This is a genomic window from Jongsikchunia kroppenstedtii DSM 45133 (assembly GCF_000380485.1).
Classification (GTDB): Bacteria; Actinomycetota; Actinomycetes; order Mycobacteriales; family Mycobacteriaceae; genus Jongsikchunia; species Jongsikchunia kroppenstedtii.
Genome location: NZ_AQYG01000035.1, coordinates 15816 through 32406, shown reverse-complemented (window position 1 = coordinate 32406; position 16591 = coordinate 15816). Strand labels below are relative to the sequence as shown.

Genomic DNA, 16591 nt, shown 5'->3' with positions numbered 1-16591 from the left:
ATCCACCCATCCCGTCAACCACCCGATGCCCAACCCGAAGGACGTTCCGATGCCCACATTCAGCACCCCCGAACCCATCACCGCCACAGTCGATCTCGGCGTCGGCTATCTCCGCGTCACCGCCGAGGACCGGTCGGACACGCAGGTTCTCATCGAGCCCACCAACCCGGGCAGCCGCCACGACATCCGCGCCGCCGACGAGACCACCGTCGACTTCGCCCGTGGCCGCCTCACCGTTCGCGCCCCGCGCGGCAAGCTGCTCGGCCTGCTGTCCGGTTCGGTGACCGTGAACGTCACGCTGCCGACGGGCTCGCGGGTGGTCGCGAGCGCCGGCGTGGCGGACATCGACTCGACAGGCCGACTGTCCGATTGCCGATACAAGACCGGCACCGGACGGGTGCAGCTCCAGTCGGTCGACGGGGTCGTCGTGAAATCCGGGAGCGGCGGCATCCGGATCGACGAGATCCGCACCGAGGGCAGCCTCACGACGGGTTCGGGCGACGTTCACATCGGCACCGTCGCCGGCCGCGTGCACGTCCGGAATGCCAGCGGCAACAACAGCTTCGGCGACGTTCGCGGGTCCGTCACCGTCAAGGGCGCGTCGGGCGACATCACCGCCGACTCGCTCGACGGCGAGCTCAACGCAAAGACTGCCTCCGGCTCGCTCCGCATCGAGGACGCCGTGGGCGGTACCGCGTCGCTGACCACCGCCTCCGGCAGCATCGACGTCGGCATCCACGAAGGCACGGCCGCGTGGCTCGACGCCCATGCCGCCTCCGGCGAGGTGCGCAACGGCCTCGACACGGCCTCGGGACCGGAGGAAGCCACCGGCACCGTGCGCATCACGGCGCGCAACTACGCGGGCGACATCTTCATTCGCCGCACCCATCTCGTGTCCTGAGCGGAGCACCGCGATGCAGCAGCTGTTTCAGTGGCGGGTCGCCGCCATCGCCCAGGCGTCGGACTCCCCGTCGTATTCGATCCGCCCGCGCAACCCGGCCGCGTCCGCTGCATCCATCGACAGATCCGCCTGTCGCCGCGAGGTTTCCACGATGACCGTCCCCTCTGCGGTCAGCCAGTCGACGGCCTGAGCCAGTACCCGACGCTGAATGCTCAGGCCGTCGGCCCCGCCGTCCAGAGTGACCATCCGCTCGTACTCGCGTGCCTCCCGCGGCATCAGCGCGATGTCGGCGGTCGGCACGTACGGCGCATTGGCGACGATCACCGGCAACCGGCCCCGCAGCGATCGGGGCAACGGCGCCAACAGATCTCCCGTGTACACCTGGGCCGACGCGGGCAGATTGCGACGGGCGCAGGCGGCCGCATCCGGATCCAGGTCGGCGGCGACCACAGTCGCATCCGGGCGCCGGCGGGCTATCGCCGCGGCGATGGCCCCGGTGCCGCAACAGATGTCGGCGACGGTGCCGCCCGCCGGTGTGGCCGCCACCGCCAGCCGGACCAGCAGTTCCGAACGCTGCCGCGGTACGAAGAGCCCCGGGGCCACCGCGACGCGGATCCCGGCGAACTCCGCCCAGCCGACCAGGATCTCGAGCGGTTCGCCCGCGATTCGCCGGGCGATCAACGTCTCCAGCTCGTCACCGGATGCGCTGTCGAGCAGTATCTTCGCCTCGTCCTCAGCGAACACGCAGCCGGCCGCCCGCAGCCGCGCGGCGATCCGCGCCTGTACCGCCGGACCCTCGACCACGGTTGCCCCGGAGCCGTCCGGCTACAGCGTCCGGGTGAGTCGGTTGGCGAGCAGCTTCGCGAAATGCGGTGGATCGGCCAGCTCGCCGCCCTCGGCAAGCACCGCCATCCCGTAGATCAGCTCGGCGGTCTCCCCCAGCGCCGGATCATCGGCATTGGCGGCGTGGGCCGTACGCAGGCCGGTGACCAGCGGATGTTCCGGATTCAGCTCCAGGATCCGCTTGCTGGTCGGGAGCACCTGCCCCGACGCTCGATACATCTTCTCCAGCTGCGGCGAGATGCTGAAGCTGTCGCCGACGACGCAGGCCGGCGACTCGGTCAGCCGGGTCGATAGGCGAACGTCGGAAACCTGTTCGTCCAGCTCGCCTTTGAGCCACGCCAGCAGATCCGCGAAGTCCTTCTCGCGCTCGGCGCGCTGGTCCTCGACCGCCTTCTTCTCGTCGTCGGACTTGCCGAGTTCGTCGAGATCGACCTCGCCCTTGGCGATCGACTGCAGCGGCTTCCCATCGAACTCCGGAACCGACGTCGCCCAGACCTCGTCGACCGGATCGGTGAGCAGCAGCACTTCGAAGCCCTTGTCGCGGAACGCCTCCAGATGCGGGGAGTTCTCGATCGCCTTCCGGGATTCGCCGGTGGCGTAGAAGATCTGGGTCTGCCCGTCTTTCATCCGCTCGACGTACTCGCGCAGTGTCGTCAGCTTCTCGTCGTCATGGGTGCTCGCGAACGACGAGATCTCCAGCAGCGCATCGCGATTGTCGCCATCGGAGATCAGGCCCTCCTTGAGCACGCGGCCGAACTCGCCCCAGAGCGTCGCGTATTTGTCGGGCGCGCTGGTCGTCAGATCCTTGATGGTGGAGATGACCTTCTTGGTCAGCCGCCGCCGGATCGCACGGATCTGCCGATCCTGCTGCAGGATCTCGCGAGACACGTTGAGCGACAGGTCCTGTGCATCCACGACGCCCTTGACGAACCTGAGGTATTCCGGCATCAGCTCTTCGCAGTCGTCCATGATGAACACCCGCTTGACGTACAGCGAGATGCCGGCCTTGCGTTCGCGCATGAACAGGTCGAAGGGCGCGGCCGATGGAATGAACAGCAGCGCCTGATACTCGAACGTGCCCTCGGCACGCATCGGGATGATCTCCAGCGGATCGTCCCACGCATGCGCGATATGCCGGTAGAACTCCTTGTATTCGTCGTCCGAGACCTCATCGCGCGGGCGGGCCCAGAGCGCCTTTCCGGAGTTGATGGTCTCGGCCTCGACGGTCACCTGCTCGGGTTCGTCGTCGGTGGCCGGGGTGCGCTTCTCGACCTCCATTCGGATCGGCCAGGCGATGAAGTCGGAGTACTTCTTGATCAGCTCGCGGATCTTGCGCTCGTCGGTGTAGTCGTAGAGCGCGTCTTCGTCGTCGGCCGGCTTGAGGTGCAGAGTGACCGACGTTCCCGCGGGCGCGTCGTCGAGCGTCTCGATGGTGTACGTCGCGCCTGCGGTCGACTGCCACCGGGTTCCGGTGGTCTCCCCCGCCTTCCGCGTCGTGAGAGTGACGGTGTCGGCGACCATGAACGTGGAGTAGAAGCCGATGCCGAACTGTCCGATGAGTTCCTCGGATGCGGCGGCGTCCTTGGCATCCCGCAGTTTCTGCCGCAGCTCGGCGGTTCCCGACTTGGCGAGCGTGCCGATCAGGTCGACGACCTCGTCACGAGACATGCCGATGCCGTTGTCCCGCACGACCAGCGTGCGCGCATCCTTGTCGATGTCGATCTCGATATGCAGGTCGCTCGTATCGGCGTCGAGATCCTTGTCCTGGAAAGCGGCCAGCCGGAGCTTGTCGAGCGCATCGGACGCGTTCGACACGAGCTCCCGCAGGAAGCTGTCCTTATTCGAATACACCGAGTGGATCATCAGATCCAACAGCTGTCGGGTTTCTGCCTGGAACTGCAGCTCTTCGACGTTATCGGCCATCGGTTTCGCTAACTCCTCAGATCGGACACAAGGGGTGATTGCCGATCAGAGTTTACGTGGGCATCCCTTACACTCGCTCCGACCGTCGTCAGACGGACCCCATCGACGGGTGCCCCATCCGTCGTCATTGACCCCGGAGGTCGACCCGTGCAATTCGGACATCCAGACACTGCTGCCACGGCCTGGGTTCTCGTGAGCTCCGCGATGGTCCTGCTCATGACGCCGGCGCTGGCCTTCTTCTACGGCGGCATGGTGCGGGCCAAGGGCGTGCTCAACATGATGATGATGTGCATGTCCGCGACCGCCGTGGTCTGGGTGCTGTGGCTGGTCTTCGGTTACTCCGCGGCCTTCGGCGACGATGTCGGCGGCGGACTGCTCGGCGATCCGACGCAGTTCTTCGGACTGCGGCACATGTTCGGCGTCAACGCCGCCGGCGAGACCCCGGTGATCGGCGGGATTCCCGCGTTGGTGTTCGTCACCTTCCAGGCCGGTTTCGCGATGGTCACCGTGGCACTGATCGCCGGCGCGGTCGCCGACCGCATGCGGTTCATCCCGTGGGTCATCTTCGCGGGACTATGGGCCACGCTGGTGTACTTCCCGGTGGCGCACTGGGTCTTCGCACCCGGCGGGTGGATCCTGCACCATCTCAAGGCCATCGACTTCGCGGGCGGCACCGCGGTCGAGATCAACTCCGGCGCGGCCGGTCTGGCGATGGCGCTGGTGCTCGGCAAACGCTACGGCTGGCCACGCGAAGCAATGCGTCCGCACAACCTGCCGTCGGTCATGCTCGGCGCCGGCCTGCTCTGGTTCGGCTGGTTCGGCTTCAACGCCGGCTCCGCGTTGAAGGCCGACGGCACCGCCGCCCTGGTTCTCGCCAATACCCTTGGTGCGGGCGCGGTTTCGATGGCGAGCTGGCTCGTCGTGGAACGTATTCGGCACGGCAAGCCCACCTCGTTCGGCGCCGCCTCCGGCGTCGTCGCGGGTCTGGTGGCGATCACCCCGTCCTGCGCCGCGGTCTCGCCCTTCGGCGCTCTGCTGATCGGGCTGGTGGCCGGCGCGGTCAGCTCGTGGGCGGTCGAGGTGAAGTTTAAGTTCGGCTACGACGATTCCCTCGATGTCGTGGGCGTGCACCTCGTCGGCGGTGTGGTCGGCACCCTGATGATCGGAATGGTCGCCACGAAGTCCGCGACCGGCATGTCGACCGGCCGCGCGGTGGACGGTCTCTTCTACGGCGGCGGATTCGAGCAGCTCGGCCGGCAGGCCGTCGCGGTGCTCGCCGTTCTCCTCTATTCGTTCATCGTCACGACGATCATCGGCCTGGTGCTCAAGACGGCCATGCAGCTGCGCGCCCACAGCCACCACGAGTCCGGCGGCCTGGACGACGCCGAGCACGCCGAAACCGCCTACGAGTTCACCGGCACCCGCGGCGGCGGCCTCATCGGCAGCTGATCGAGTACCGATCGCCTAGTGGGCGAACGGTTTCGGCGGATTCGCGCGACGTCGTTCGATTCCGCCCGGCTCGTCGATGACGCTCAGCACCGTGTGCAGGTCGTCGATCAGGGTCCGCGCCATCGCCGACGAGAATCCCTCGCGCACGACGATGCGCAGCACCGCGACGTCGGTGGCGTCCGCGGGCATCGTGTAGCCCGGCACCTGCCAGCCGTGGAACCGTAGGCCCCGGCTGATGTCGAACACCGAGTACTCCGGGTTCCCGGACAACTGGAATGCGATCACCGGGATCGCGGATCCATCCGAGATGACCTCGAACTCAGGGAATTTCGCGATCTCACTGGACAGCCACCGCGCGGTGTCGGTCAGCGTGGACATCACCTTCGTGTACCCGGCGCGGCCCAGGCGCAGGAAGTTGTAATACTGGCCCACCACCTGATTGCCGGGCCGGGAGAAGTTCAGCGTGAACGTCGGCATGTCGCCGCCGAGATAGTTGACGCGAAACACCAGATCTTCCGGCAGATACTCTTTCGTGCGCCAGACGACGAATCCGATTCCGGGATAGGTCAATCCGTACTTGTGACCGCTCACGTTGATCGAATGCACACGCGGCAGCCGGAAATCCCAGAGCAGGTCCGGCTTGGTGAACGGAACCACGAATCCGCCGCTGGCGGCGTCGACATGCAGCGGCACATCCGGCCCGCCGCCGGCCGCCAGCGTGTCCAGCGCCTCCGCGATCTCCCGCACCGGCTCGAGCTCGCCGGTGAAGGTGGTCCCGAGGATCGCCACCGCCCCGATGGTGTTCTCGTCGGCCGCGTCGATCACCTGCTGCGGCGTGATCACATAGCGCCCCGGCTCCACGTTGAGATAGCGCGGCTCGACCTCGAAGTACCGACAGAACTTCTCCCACACGACCTGAACGTTGGAGCCCAGCACGAGGTTCGGCTTGCCTTCACCGACGGCGAGCCCCTTGCGCTCGCGCCAGCGCCATTTCAGGGCCAGCCCGGCGAGCATCACCGCCTCACTCGAGCCGATGGTCGAGACGCCGGTCGCGCTGGCCGGATCGGTCGGACTCAGGTCGGGCGCGTGGAACAGATCGGCGACCATACTGACGCACCGGGACTCGATCGCCGACGTCGCCGGGTACTCGTCCTTGTCGATCATGTTCTTGTCGAACGTCTCGGCCATGAGCTGCTCGGCCTGCGGCTCCATCCACGTGGTGACGAAGGTCGCGAGATTCAGCCGCGAACTCCCGTCGAACATCAGCTCGTCGTGGATGAACCGGTAGGCGGCATCCGGCTCCATCTCCGAATCGGGCAGCCGCAGAGCCGGGATCGGATCGATGTCCATCCGACCGGTGTAGGCGGGTGCCAGGGTCGAGGTGTCATCGGCGGCCCCGGAGAGATCGGTGATGGATGTTCGCGCTGGTCGCTCGGCAGTCATGCCCACAGTCCTACCCCGGTCGCCGTCTTGCCGCAGGACCACGGAAAAATGGACGAATGTCCTACATACGCCGACTGGCGGACCGGGTCGGTCATTCGCGGCATCTGAAGAAGCTGCGGCCGATCGTCGTTCCCTTCGACAGATTCCTCGACAAGCGCACCGGCGGACGCTGGGCGCTGGCCGACATCGGCGGAGTTCCCATGGCGCGGCTGCATGTGCGCGGCTGGAAGACCGGTGAACCCCGGACCATCACCCTGCTCTATGTACCGCGCGGCGACGACGTCATTCTCGTCGGTTCCAACTGGGGCGGTGACAAGCATCCGATGTGGACCAAGAACCTCATCGCCAATCCCGACTGTGAGGTGACCATCAAAGGGGTCACCACGAAGATGCGATCACACCTGGCTACGGGCGCCGAACGCGACCAGCTGTGGGCGGAGGCCATTGACCAATGGCCGGCGTATCAGCAGTACCAGGACAACGTGGGTCGTGAACTCCGTCTTTTCTTGCTCACTGCCGCATAGGTTTTGGCGATCGCCGCCGCCGGCGCGGCATCCACCTGCTCCGCGACGACGACGCGGCGATTCAATGCACCACATCGGGGCGACCGCCACGTACCATGAGAGGTCGTCAACTCGGACGACATCTGGGCAGGGGTGAACGTGGTCATCGAAACTCGGCGACTGCTGCTTCGTCCGGTCACGCCCACCGATGCCCCGCTCCTCGCCCGCCTCGACGCCGATCCGGCCGTCATGCACTACATCACGGGCGGCATCGCCACCCCGTTCGCCGACATCGCCGACTGGGTCATCCCGCGGGCCCTCACCGAATCGGCCACGGAGACGGGCGGCGGGCTGTGGTTGGCCAGCGAGCGCGAGACCGGCTACTTCACCGGTTGGTTCAGCCTGCGGGCGCCGCGCCACTCGTCATCGAGGGAACTGGAACTGTCGTACCGCCTGCATCGCGGCGCGTGGGGTCGCGGGTACGCCACCGAGGGTGCGCAACACCTCATCGACCACGCGTTCAGCAACTTCCGGGTGTCGCGGATCTTCGCCGGCACGATGGCCGTGCACACCGGCTCGCGTCGGGTGATGGAGAAATGCGGCATGCGGCTGATCTCGGTGCACCAGTGCCCTGATGAGACGATCCCCGGTTCCGAACGCGGCGACGTCGAATACGATCTGCTCGCATCCGACTGGGCCACAATGAATTTCCCACAGGCCTTCGCTTCGCGGAACGTCCCCTCGAACTCGCCCGACGCCCGCCTCGCCGGCTAGGCCGGCAGCAGCTGCTGGCCGACGGTCTCCTCCGGGCCGTCGACGACCGGTTCCCCCGTGTCGGCCAGTTCGATGACCTCGGGCAAAGCGAGGTCGAACTGCTCGACATCGGATTGCTCGACACCCGACTGGTCGGCGTCCGTCTGCGGCGGCAGCACCAGCAGCTCCGGCTCCACCGGGCCGTGCGGCTCCGCGACGGCCACCGAATCCGGAAGCGACCGGTCGGCGGCCCACCGCACCACGATCACGCCGCCCAGAAGCACTGCGCCGCCGATGATCTGATAGGCCGACAGCAGCTGTCCCAGCAGCCCCCAGGACACAAGACCCGAGGAGACGACCTCCAGCAGCGCGACGAACGAGGCGACGGTGACGCCGAGCGTCCGCACCGCGGCGATACCGGTGACGTACGAGACCACGGTCGACAACAGGGCGATCGCGATCACCGCGCTCCACCAGGGCAGCGCCACCGCGTGCACGGTGACGTCGCGGGTGTTCGCCTCGATCGGCAGCAGGCCGGTCGTCGCGATGACGCCGACGATCACCGAACCCACGAGCAGACCCCCGGTCGCCAGCGCCAACGGATCGACCGCAGGCCGCTCCGAGTCCGGATTGTCGTCGGCGAGAAGGAAATACCCGGCGAGGCCGACCGCGGCGGCGCAGGCCCAGGCGATGCCGACCGGATCGATGGCGCCGACCCCGTTGCCGCCGATGACGATCAGCAGCCCGGCGACCGCCACGGCGGCGCCGACGAGTGTCAGCGACCCGGGCCGGCGCCCGCGGACCAGCCACTCGTACCCGATCACCAGCAGCGGTGCCGCGTATTCGATGAGCAGCGCCACCGCGACGTCGAGATAGCGAACGGCGTTGAAGAAGCACAGCTGCGCCATCATCACGCCGAAGACGCCGTAGGCGATCACGGTCAGCGGCGCGTGCCGCAGCGTGGCGAGCCGACGCCGCCCGACGATCGCCATCGGGATCACGAGGGTGAGCGCGGCGAGCGCGAGCCGCACCAGCGCCACCCCCACCGACGACCAGCCGGCATCGATCAACAGCCGGGCCAGCGGCCCCGACGTACCGAACGTTGCCGCCGACAGCACCGCCACACCCATACCGAACCGCACGAACCCACCCCAGAGAAAAGGGGCCGCGACTCGCCTGGCGCTCCGACCAGACATGTCACGACCCAAAAGCACTTATACTCGTGACAGTAAAGGGCATCCGGCGTCAGGAGTCAAATTGCTTTTTGCCTATGACACAACCACCGCCCTGGCGGCGGCCGCGGCGCTGGTGAACTCGGCGCGCACCGATGAGGACACGATCTCCACCGTCGCCGAATTGGGCGACTTCCTCGACACCCACGAGTTCACCGGACGGCGCGATCGCACCCGGGCGGAGCTGGGTGCCGTGCAGGATCTGCGCGACCGAATCGCGCTCTTCTGGGAGATGGACCGCGACGAGGCGGCCGAGGCGGTGAACGCGATGCTGCGCGAGACCCATGCGCTGCCGTATCTGTCGCGACACGATGGCCTCGACTGGCATGTGCACGTGACCGATGTGAACGACCCGCTCGCCGATCGTCTTGCCGCCGAGGCCGCGATGGCCATGGCCGATCTCATCCGCGCCGACCAGTTCGACCGCCTCGGACATTGCGCCGGCGACGACTGCACGTTGGTCATAGTTGACCTGTCGCGCAACCGATCACGAAAGTTCTGCGTCGAGCGCAACTGCGGCAATCGCGCGAACGTCGCGGCCTACCGGCAGCGGCAGGCGGACGAGACCGACGACTCCGAGGACTGACGGCGGCATTTGGGTACCTTCACCGCATTTGATCGGACACGATTGACTACGGTTAACCCGAACAGCCCCACAGCCCCCACCATGGAGCAGGAGACGCGATGAGCTCGACGGAAGTCGCAACCACCGCAGCCAAACAGGACGATCGCCACCGCGTCGTCGTCATCGGATCCGGATTCGGCGGACTGTTCGGCACCCAGCGCCTCAAGCGCGCCGATGTCGACGTCACCCTGATCGCCCGCACGAGCCACCATCTCTTCCAGCCGATGCTGTACCAGGTCGCCACCGGCATCGTGTCCGAGGGCGAGATCGCCCCGCCCACCCGGCAGGTTCTGCGCCGCCAGCGCAACGCCCAGGTGCTGCTCGGCGACGTCGAGCAGATCGATCTGGAGAACCAGGTCATCCGGTCGCGGTTGTTCAAGCAGATCACCGAGACGCCGTACGACAGCCTCATCATCGCGGCCGGTGCGGATCAGTCGTACTTCGGCAACGACCAGTTCGCCGAGTTCGCGCCCGGCATGAAGACGGTCGACGACGCTCTCGAGCTGCGCGGGCGGATCCTGACCGCGTTCGAGCAGGCGGAGCTGTCGACGGATCCGGCCGAACGCGCCCGCTACCTGACGTTCGTGGTGATCGGCGCCGGCCCGACCGGGGTCGAGCTGGCGGGACAGATCGCCGAGATGAGCGACAAGACCCTCAAGGGCACCTTCCGCAACATCGACCCCACGCAGGCGCGGGTGATCTTGCTGGACGCCGCGCCGGCCGTGCTGCCCCCGATGGGCGAGAAGCTGGGCCGCAAGGCGGCCCAGCGCCTCGAACGCATGGGAGTCGAAATCCAGCTCGGCGCAATGGTTGTCGACGTCGACGGCGACGGCCTGGTCGTCAAGGAGAAGGACGGCAGTACCCGCCGCATCGACGCGGTCTGCAAAGTGTGGTCGGCCGGCGTCTCCGCGAGTCCCCTCGGGGAGCAGCTGTCGGCGCAATGCGGCGTCGAACTCGACCGCGCCGGCCGGGTCAAGGTCAATCCCGACCTGTCACTGCCGGGCCACCCGAACGTGTTCGTCGTCGGCGACATGATGGCGGTCGACGACGTGCCCGGGATGGCGCAGGGCGCGATCCAGGGCGGCCGATACGCGGCCGACGCGATCAAGGCCGGACTGAACGGCCAGCAGCCCGAGCAGCGCAAGCCCTTCAAGTACTTCGACAAGGGCTCGATGGCCACGGTGTCGAAATTCAGTGCAGTGGCGTCGATTCCGATCCCCGGCACCAAGAAGCGGATCGAGTTCGCCGGCGTGTTCGCCTGGCTCGGCTGGCTGGTGCTGCACCTGATCTACATCGTCGGGTTCCGGAGCCGGCTGGCGACCGTGATCAGCTGGTTCTTCGCGTTCACCACGCCGGGTCGGCAGCAGCTGACGGTCACCGAGCAGCAGCTCACGGCCCGCAACGAGATCGAGCATCTCCGCGAGCTCGAGGCCGAGAAGCTCAAGTTCCTCCGCGGAACGACGGCCGAGAAGCTTCGACTGTTGAACGAAGCGGAAGCCGAGTAGGCCGCCGCGGGCGACGCCGCCCCGCGCTACTGCGGCAGCGTGTCCGGCTCGACGTTCTGCAGCCGGACCCGGCCCTGAGCGACAAGTTTGCCGTCCGGACCGGTGATGTCGACCTGCCAGAGCTGCTGGCGACGACCGCGATGCACCGGGGTCGAGCGTGCCGTGAGCTTTCCGGCGCGCACCGCGCGCAGAAAATCAGTGTTGTTGTTCACACCGACGACACCCGCGGCGCTTCCCTGGGCGCCCAACCAGACCGCTCCGGACACGCTCGCGACGGATTCGATGACGCTGCAATAGACGCCGCCGTGGGTGATGCCGTACGGCTGATGATGCTTGTCGGCGATCTCCCACTCGGCGACGACGCCGTCCGGCGTGACCGATTCGTAGCGCAGCCCGATCACCGCGTCGAATCCGGTGATCATCGAATCCAGCTGCGCGCGAGTCGGATCGGCGGGCAGACCGGTGAGGTTGTCGGACACGGAAGGGCCTCCTGAAAGTACTCGGCGGGTCTCGCATCGTGATGATACGAGACCCGCCGCAGCAGAATCGGGGGTCTCTGCAGCCCACAGGACTCGCGCTCCATCTGCATGACTGAAGATAGGCTAGCCTTACCTTCATGTCAACCATGTCGCAGCACGCCGCCACCCGACGACCCCGCGGTTCGGGCGAAACGGGACGTAAACTGAGAAGAATGAACGGGTTGGGTGAACTGGAACGGGCGGTCATGGACCACCTGTGGTCCAGCAACGAACCGCAGACGGTGCGTCAGGTGCACGAGGCGTTGTCCGAGTCCCGCGATCTCGCGTACACCACGGTGATGACCGTTCTGCAGCGTCTGGCGAAGAAGAACCTGGTCACGCAGATCCGGCACGATCGCGCACATCAGTATTCGCCGACGCATCCGCGGGAAGACCTGGTCGCCCGGTTGATGATGGACGCGCTGAGCGAAGCGGATCAGTCCGGCTCGCGCGAGGCGGCGTTGGTGTCGTTCGTTGGGCGCGTCGGTGCCAGCGAGGCCGATGCCCTCCGCAAGGCGCTCGCCGAGCTCGAAGCTGCGCATCCGGGTCCCGAACCGACCTGATCTGTAGGAAACTGTCTCCATCATGACCGCACTGGCCTTCGGCATCCTGGCTCTGCTCCTCGTCGGGCCCGCCCCGGCGTTGCTGGCACGGGCGCAGTGGCCGTTGCGGGCCCCGCGGGCGGCGATGGCGCTCTGGCAGGCGATTGCCCTCGCGGCGGTGCTGTCGGCGTTCAGCTGCGGACTCGCGATCGCGGCGAACCTCCTGGTCCCCGATGCGAACGGACATCCGACGACCAATCCACTCGACGAATTCCAGTCGCTCGGGCCGGTGCTGTGGACCATCTACGTGGCGGTCTTCCTGCTGACGCTCGTGATCGGCGCCCGGCTCATCTTCACCACGATCCGCGTCGGCGTCCGCACCCGCGCCCGCCGCTCGGCGCATCGTCAACTGATCGACCTGCTCGACCGCCTCGATCGCACCGATCGATCGAATCCGCTGTACGCCCGCGATGTTCGGATGCTGGATGTCGACGAACCACTCGCCTACTGCCTGCCGGGCCTACGGCAGCGCGTCGTGCTCAGCGAGGGAACCGTGTCGCGGCTCACCCGCGACGAGCTGGACGCCGTGATCACCCACGAGCGCGCCCATCTGCGTGCCCGACACGACCTTGTGCTCGAGGCCTTCATCGCCGTCCACGCGGCCTTCCCGCGTTTCGTCCGCAGCAGGTCCGCGTTGGCCGCGGTGCAACTGCTCGTCGAGATCCTCGCCGATGATCGCGCGGTGCGAGCCGTCGGCCATCGGCCGCTCGGCCGGGCCCTGGTCGCCTGCGCCGACTCGGTGGCCCCGCGCGGCGCGCTGGCCGTCGGCGGACCGACCACGCTCGTTCGGGTCAGCCGGCTCTCCGATACGCGCTCAGCGACCGCCGTCGCATCCCTCGCCTACCTGACGGCGGCCGCGATTCTGATCGTCCCGACACTCGCGGTCGCGATCCCCTGGCTGTGGGAGATCAGCCATCTCGTCACCGCGCCGCGCTAGCGACTTTTTGTGCCGTCTGTGCCAAACCCGTTCCCCCACGGATGATTCGTGGCAGCATCGCGCCTGGCAACACATTCGCAGAAGGGAATCGCAATGGCCGTATCGGTGAATCTGTCCAAGGCGCTCGACAAGGACTACGAGGACAAGGACCTCAAGGACGTCCTCGACGCGCCGCCGTCGGCGCTGGCGGGCCTCACCCCGAAGCATGACGAAGCCCTCAAGGAGGCCCTGAACATCAAGACGGTTCGGGAACTCGGCACCAACAAGTACTTCGCGGTCGCCGGGGTGCTGGCCGCATTGGAGGGCAAGACCGGCTAGCCGGACCCCGCTGAGTTCGCCGCGTGCGCGCAGTCCTGTTGGCTGCGCGCACGCCGCATTTCGGCACCCAATAGGCTGACTGCATGACCGACGCTGCTTCGACCACCGCCCAGTCCGACTCAGCCGCCCGCGCCCAGATCGGTGTGACCGGCCTGGCCGTGATGGGCTCCAACATCGCGCGCAACCTGGCCCGCCACGGCCACACCGTCGCACTGCACAACCGCAGCATCGCCAAGACCGACGCGCTGCTCGAAAAGCACGGCGACGACGGCGATTTCGTCCGTACGGAGACCATCGAAGAATTCGTCGGCGCGCTGCAGCGTCCGCGCCGGGTGCTGATCATGGTCAAGGCCGGCGACGCGACCGACGCCGTCATCGAAGAGCTCGCCGCGGCCATGGAGCCCGGCGACATCATCATCGACGGCGGCAACGCGCTGTACACCGACACGATTCGCCGCGAACGCTCGCTGGCCGATCGCGGACTGCACTTCGTCGGCGCCGGCATCTCCGGCGGCGAGGAGGGCGCGCTGAACGGCCCGTCGATCATGCCGGGCGGCCCCGCGGAGTCGTACAAGTCGCTCGGCCCGTTGCTCGAATCGATCGCCGCGCAGGTCGATGGTGTGCCGTGCTGCACCCATATCGGACCGGACGGCTCCGGCCATTTCGTGAAGATGGTGCACAACGGCATCGAGTACGCCGACATGCAGCTCATCGGCGAGGCATACGACCTGATGCGCGGGGCTCTGGGCATGCCCGTCGCCGAGATCGCCGAGGTCTTCGCCGAATGGAACACCGGCGACCTGGAGAGCTACCTCGTCGAGATCACCGCCGAGGTACTGCGACAGGTCGATGCCGAGACCGGCAAGCCACTGGTCGACGTGATCGTCGACGAGGCCGGCCAGAAGGGCACCGGCCGCTGGACCGTGAAGTCCGCACTCGACCTGGGCATCCCCACCACCGGTATTGCCGAGGCCGTGTTCGCCCGCGCGCTGTCGAGCTCGCGCGCCACACGTGACGCCGCCGTCGGACTGGCATCGGGCGCGCTCGGCGCCGCTCCCACGGACAAGGCCGCGTTCATCAACGACATCAAGGCGGCGCTGTACGCGTCGAAGGTCGTCGCGTACGCGCAGGGCTTCGACCAAATCGCCGCCGGTAGTGCCGAATACGGCTGGGATGTCCACCCCGGCGACCTCGCCACGATCTGGCGTGGCGGCTGCATCATCCGCGCCCAGTTCCTGAACCGCATCCGCGAGGCCTACCAGGAGAACCCGGCCCTGCCGTCGCTGCTGGTGGCCCCGTACTTCAAGGCCGCCGTCGAGGACGGCATCGACAGCTGGCGCCGCGTCGTCAGCACCGCGGCCGCGATGGGTATCCCCGCGCCGGCGTTCGGCTCGTCGCTCGCCTACTACGACGGCATCCGCGCGGAGCGGCTGCCCGCGGCGCTGACCCAGGGACTGCGCGACTTCTTCGGCGCCCACACCTACCGGCGCGTCGACAAGCCGGGCGCGTTCCACACGCTGTGGGGCGAGGACCGCTCCGAAGTCGAGTCGTAAAAAGCCCCCGAACAGGTAGAATCGCGCCCCCAAAGGTAGAATCGCGATAGTGCGCTTCATCGATGGCTGTCGGCCCGCCAATGATCTGACCTACGACGACGTCTTTCTCGTGCCCTCGCGCTCGGACGTCAGTTCCCGGTTCGATGTCGACCTGTCGACCACGGACGGTTCCGGCGCCACGATCCCGATCGTCGTCGCCAACATGACCGCGGTGGCAGGCCGCCGGATGGCGGAGACGGTCGCACGCCGCGGCGGCATCACGGTGCTCCCCCAGGATCTGCCGCTGCCGGCGGCCGCCGAGACGATCGCCTTCGTCAAGAGCCGCCACCTGGTGGCCGACACCCCGGTGATCCTGACGCCGGATCAGTCGGTCTCGGAAGCGACCGCGTTGCTGCCCAAGCGTTCTCACCGAGCGGGTGTCGTCGTCGACGACGGCCGCCCGGTCGGCGTGGTCACCGAGGACGCCTGCCGCGACGTCGACCGGTTCGCCCGGCTCGCCGCCGTGCTCGATCCGCATCTGGTCACCGCGCCGGTCGGGACCGATCCTCGCGCGGTGTTCGACCTGCTCGAGGACAGCCACACCGACCTCGCGGTGCTCACCGACGACGACGGTTCGCTCGCCGGGGTGCTCACCCGGACCGGGGCGCTGCGCGCCGGCATCTATAGGCCGGCCACCGACGCGGCCGGTCGCCTGCGCATCGCGGCTGCGGTGGGTATCAACGGCGACCCGCCCGCCAAGGCCGCCGCACTGGTCGAGGCCGGGGCCGATCTGCTCGTGGTCGACACCGCGCACGGCCATCAGGAGAAGACGATCGGCGCGTTGTCCGCGATCGCCCGGCTGAACCTGGGCGTGCCGCTGGTCGCCGGCAACGTGGTCACCGCCGACGGCGCCCGCGACCTGATCGAGGCCGGGGCGAACATCGTCAAGGTCGGTGTCGGCCCCGGCGCGATGTGCACCACGCGGATGATGACCGGCGTCGGCCGACCACAGCTGTCGGCCGTCGCCGAATGCTCCGCGGTGGCAGCCGAATTCGGCGCCTCGGTGTGGGCCGACGGAGGTGTCCGCCATCCGCGCGATGTCGCCCTCGCGATCGCGGCCGGCGCCGCCAACGTGATGATCGGTTCCTGGTTCGCCGGCACGCACGAGTCCCCCGGCGACCTGAAATTCGACCGCGACGGCCGGGCCTACAAAGAAAGCTTCGGCATGGCGTCCAAGCGAGCCGTCGCCGCGCGCACTGCGGCCGACTCGGCCTTCGACCGGGCGCGCAAGGCGTTGTTCGAGGAGGGCATCTCGAGTTCGCGGATCGCGCTCGATCCGGTCCGCCCCGGCGTCGAAGACCTGATCGACCACATCTGCTCCGGCGTTCGCTCGACCGCGACCTACGTCGGCGCCCGAACGCTGCCGGAACTGGCGGAGCGGGCCCGCTTCGGAATCCAGTCAGCTGCGGGCTTCGCCGAGGGTCGGCCGCTGCCGGCGGGCTGGTAG

General features: G+C 67.6%; 16 protein-coding genes. 11 read left to right on the top strand and 5 right to left on the bottom strand.

The window, feature by feature from the left end:
- The first annotated feature begins 49 nt into the window (after window positions 1-49).
- Entirely contained in the window at window positions 50-901 is an 852-nt protein-coding gene (locus G341_RS0102895; RefSeq protein WP_026303174.1) for a DUF4097 family beta strand repeat-containing protein, read from the top strand.
- Window positions 902-928: 27 nt separating this feature from the next.
- On the opposite strand, the gene G341_RS0102890 is transcribed toward G341_RS0102895, so the two are convergent.
- The gene (locus G341_RS0102890) at window positions 929-1705 is read right to left on the bottom strand and encodes a putative protein N(5)-glutamine methyltransferase (RefSeq protein ID WP_018177604.1); all 777 of its coding nucleotides are present in this window, start codon (window positions 1703-1705) and stop codon (window positions 929-931) included.
- 21 nt (window positions 1706-1726) lie between these two features.
- Window positions 1727-3667: a molecular chaperone HtpG gene (gene htpG / locus G341_RS0102885; RefSeq protein ID WP_018177603.1), complete on the bottom strand. Its 1941-nt coding sequence runs from the start codon at window positions 3665-3667 to the stop codon at window positions 1727-1729.
- Between the two features lie 147 nt (window positions 3668-3814).
- On the opposite strand from htpG, the gene G341_RS0102880 reads away from it, so the two are divergent.
- Window positions 3815-5116 (top strand): ammonium transporter, encoded by a 1302-nt coding sequence (locus tag G341_RS0102880; RefSeq protein ID WP_026303173.1) that lies wholly within the window; start codon window positions 3815-3817, stop codon window positions 5114-5116.
- A 15-nt stretch (window positions 5117-5131) separates the two neighbouring features.
- On the opposite strand, the gene gad is transcribed toward G341_RS0102880, so the two are convergent.
- The gene (gene gad, locus G341_RS0102875; RefSeq protein WP_051092608.1) at window positions 5132-6466 is read right to left on the bottom strand and encodes a glutamate decarboxylase; all 1335 of its coding nucleotides are present in this window, start codon (window positions 6464-6466) and stop codon (window positions 5132-5134) included.
- Window positions 6467-6615: 149 nt separating this feature from the next.
- Here gad and G341_RS0102870 point away from each other — a divergent pair, with 149 nt between their 5' ends.
- Together G341_RS0102870 and G341_RS0102865 are read left to right on the top strand one after the other, a co-directional pair.
- Entirely contained in the window at window positions 6616-7083 is a 468-nt protein-coding gene (locus tag G341_RS0102870) for a nitroreductase family deazaflavin-dependent oxidoreductase (protein WP_018177600.1), read from the top strand.
- Between the two features lie 138 nt (window positions 7084-7221).
- The gene (locus tag G341_RS0102865; RefSeq protein WP_051092605.1) at window positions 7222-7836 is read left to right on the top strand and encodes a GNAT family N-acetyltransferase; all 615 of its coding nucleotides are present in this window, start codon (window positions 7222-7224) and stop codon (window positions 7834-7836) included.
- On the opposite strand, the gene G341_RS20790 is transcribed toward G341_RS0102865, so the two are convergent.
- Window positions 7833-8957, bottom strand: coding sequence for an EamA family transporter (locus G341_RS20790; RefSeq protein ID WP_162140697.1), 1125 nt, complete (start codon window positions 8955-8957; stop codon window positions 7833-7835). The two genes, G341_RS0102865 and G341_RS20790, sit on opposite strands and share 4 nt — an antisense overlap.
- 115 nt (window positions 8958-9072) lie before the next feature.
- Here G341_RS20790 and G341_RS0102855 point away from each other — a divergent pair, with 115 nt between their 5' ends.
- Window positions 9073-9633 carry a CGNR zinc finger domain-containing protein gene (locus G341_RS0102855; RefSeq protein WP_018177597.1) on the top strand — a complete coding sequence of 187 codons (561 nt, stop codon included), beginning with the start codon at window positions 9073-9075 and terminating at the stop codon, window positions 9631-9633.
- Between the two features lie 98 nt (window positions 9634-9731).
- On the top strand, window positions 9732-11177 hold the full coding sequence (locus tag G341_RS0102850) for an NAD(P)/FAD-dependent oxidoreductase (RefSeq protein WP_018177596.1): 1446 nt from the start codon (window positions 9732-9734) through the stop codon (window positions 11175-11177).
- Window positions 11178-11203: 26 nt separating this feature from the next.
- Here the strand turns inward: G341_RS0102850 and G341_RS0102845 are convergent, their stop codons facing one another.
- A complete protein-coding gene (locus G341_RS0102845) occupies window positions 11204-11656 on the bottom strand; it encodes a PaaI family thioesterase (protein ID WP_018177595.1) in 453 nt (150 codons plus the stop codon).
- Window positions 11657-11859: 203 nt separating this feature from the next.
- Here G341_RS0102845 and G341_RS0102840 point away from each other — a divergent pair, with 203 nt between their 5' ends.
- The 5 genes from G341_RS0102840 (at window position 11860) to guaB1 (ending at window position 16591) form a co-directional block, all read left to right on the top strand.
- The gene (locus tag G341_RS0102840) at window positions 11860-12258 is read left to right on the top strand and encodes a BlaI/MecI/CopY family transcriptional regulator (protein WP_026303170.1); all 399 of its coding nucleotides are present in this window, start codon (window positions 11860-11862) and stop codon (window positions 12256-12258) included.
- Window positions 12259-12280: 22 nt separating this feature from the next.
- Complete coding sequence (locus G341_RS0102835) at window positions 12281-13234, top strand: M56 family metallopeptidase (protein ID WP_018177593.1); 954 nt, start codon at window positions 12281-12283, stop codon at window positions 13232-13234.
- Between the two features lie 93 nt (window positions 13235-13327).
- Window positions 13328-13552 carry a hypothetical protein gene (locus G341_RS0102830; protein WP_018177592.1) on the top strand — a complete coding sequence of 75 codons (225 nt, stop codon included), beginning with the start codon at window positions 13328-13330 and terminating at the stop codon, window positions 13550-13552.
- Between the two features lie 83 nt (window positions 13553-13635).
- Entirely contained in the window at window positions 13636-15105 is a 1470-nt protein-coding gene (gndA, locus tag G341_RS0102825) for an NADP-dependent phosphogluconate dehydrogenase (RefSeq protein WP_018177591.1), read from the top strand.
- Window positions 15106-15154: 49 nt separating this feature from the next.
- Window positions 15155-16591: a GMP reductase gene (guaB1, locus tag G341_RS0102820; RefSeq protein WP_018177590.1), complete on the top strand. Its 1437-nt coding sequence runs from the start codon at window positions 15155-15157 to the stop codon at window positions 16589-16591.

Coding starts and splice junctions, on each gene's coding strand:
- G341_RS0102895 (WP_026303174.1), top strand. CDS start 50: ATGCCCACATTCAGCACCCCCGAACCCATCACCGCCACAGTCGATCTC.
- htpG (WP_018177603.1), bottom strand. CDS start 3,667: ATGGCCGATAACGTCGAAGAGCTGCAGTTCCAGGCAGAAACCCGACAG.
- gad (WP_051092608.1), bottom strand. CDS start 6,466: ATGGACATCGATCCGATCCCGGCTCTGCGGCTGCCCGATTCGGAGATG.
- G341_RS0102870 (WP_018177600.1), top strand. CDS start 6,616: ATGTCCTACATACGCCGACTGGCGGACCGGGTCGGTCATTCGCGGCAT.
- G341_RS0102850 (WP_018177596.1), top strand. CDS start 9,732: ATGAGCTCGACGGAAGTCGCAACCACCGCAGCCAAACAGGACGATCGC.
- G341_RS0102835 (WP_018177593.1), top strand. CDS start 12,281: ATGACCGCACTGGCCTTCGGCATCCTGGCTCTGCTCCTCGTCGGGCCC.
- G341_RS0102830 (WP_018177592.1), top strand. CDS start 13,328: ATGGCCGTATCGGTGAATCTGTCCAAGGCGCTCGACAAGGACTACGAG.
- gndA (WP_018177591.1), top strand. CDS start 13,636: ATGACCGACGCTGCTTCGACCACCGCCCAGTCCGACTCAGCCGCCCGC.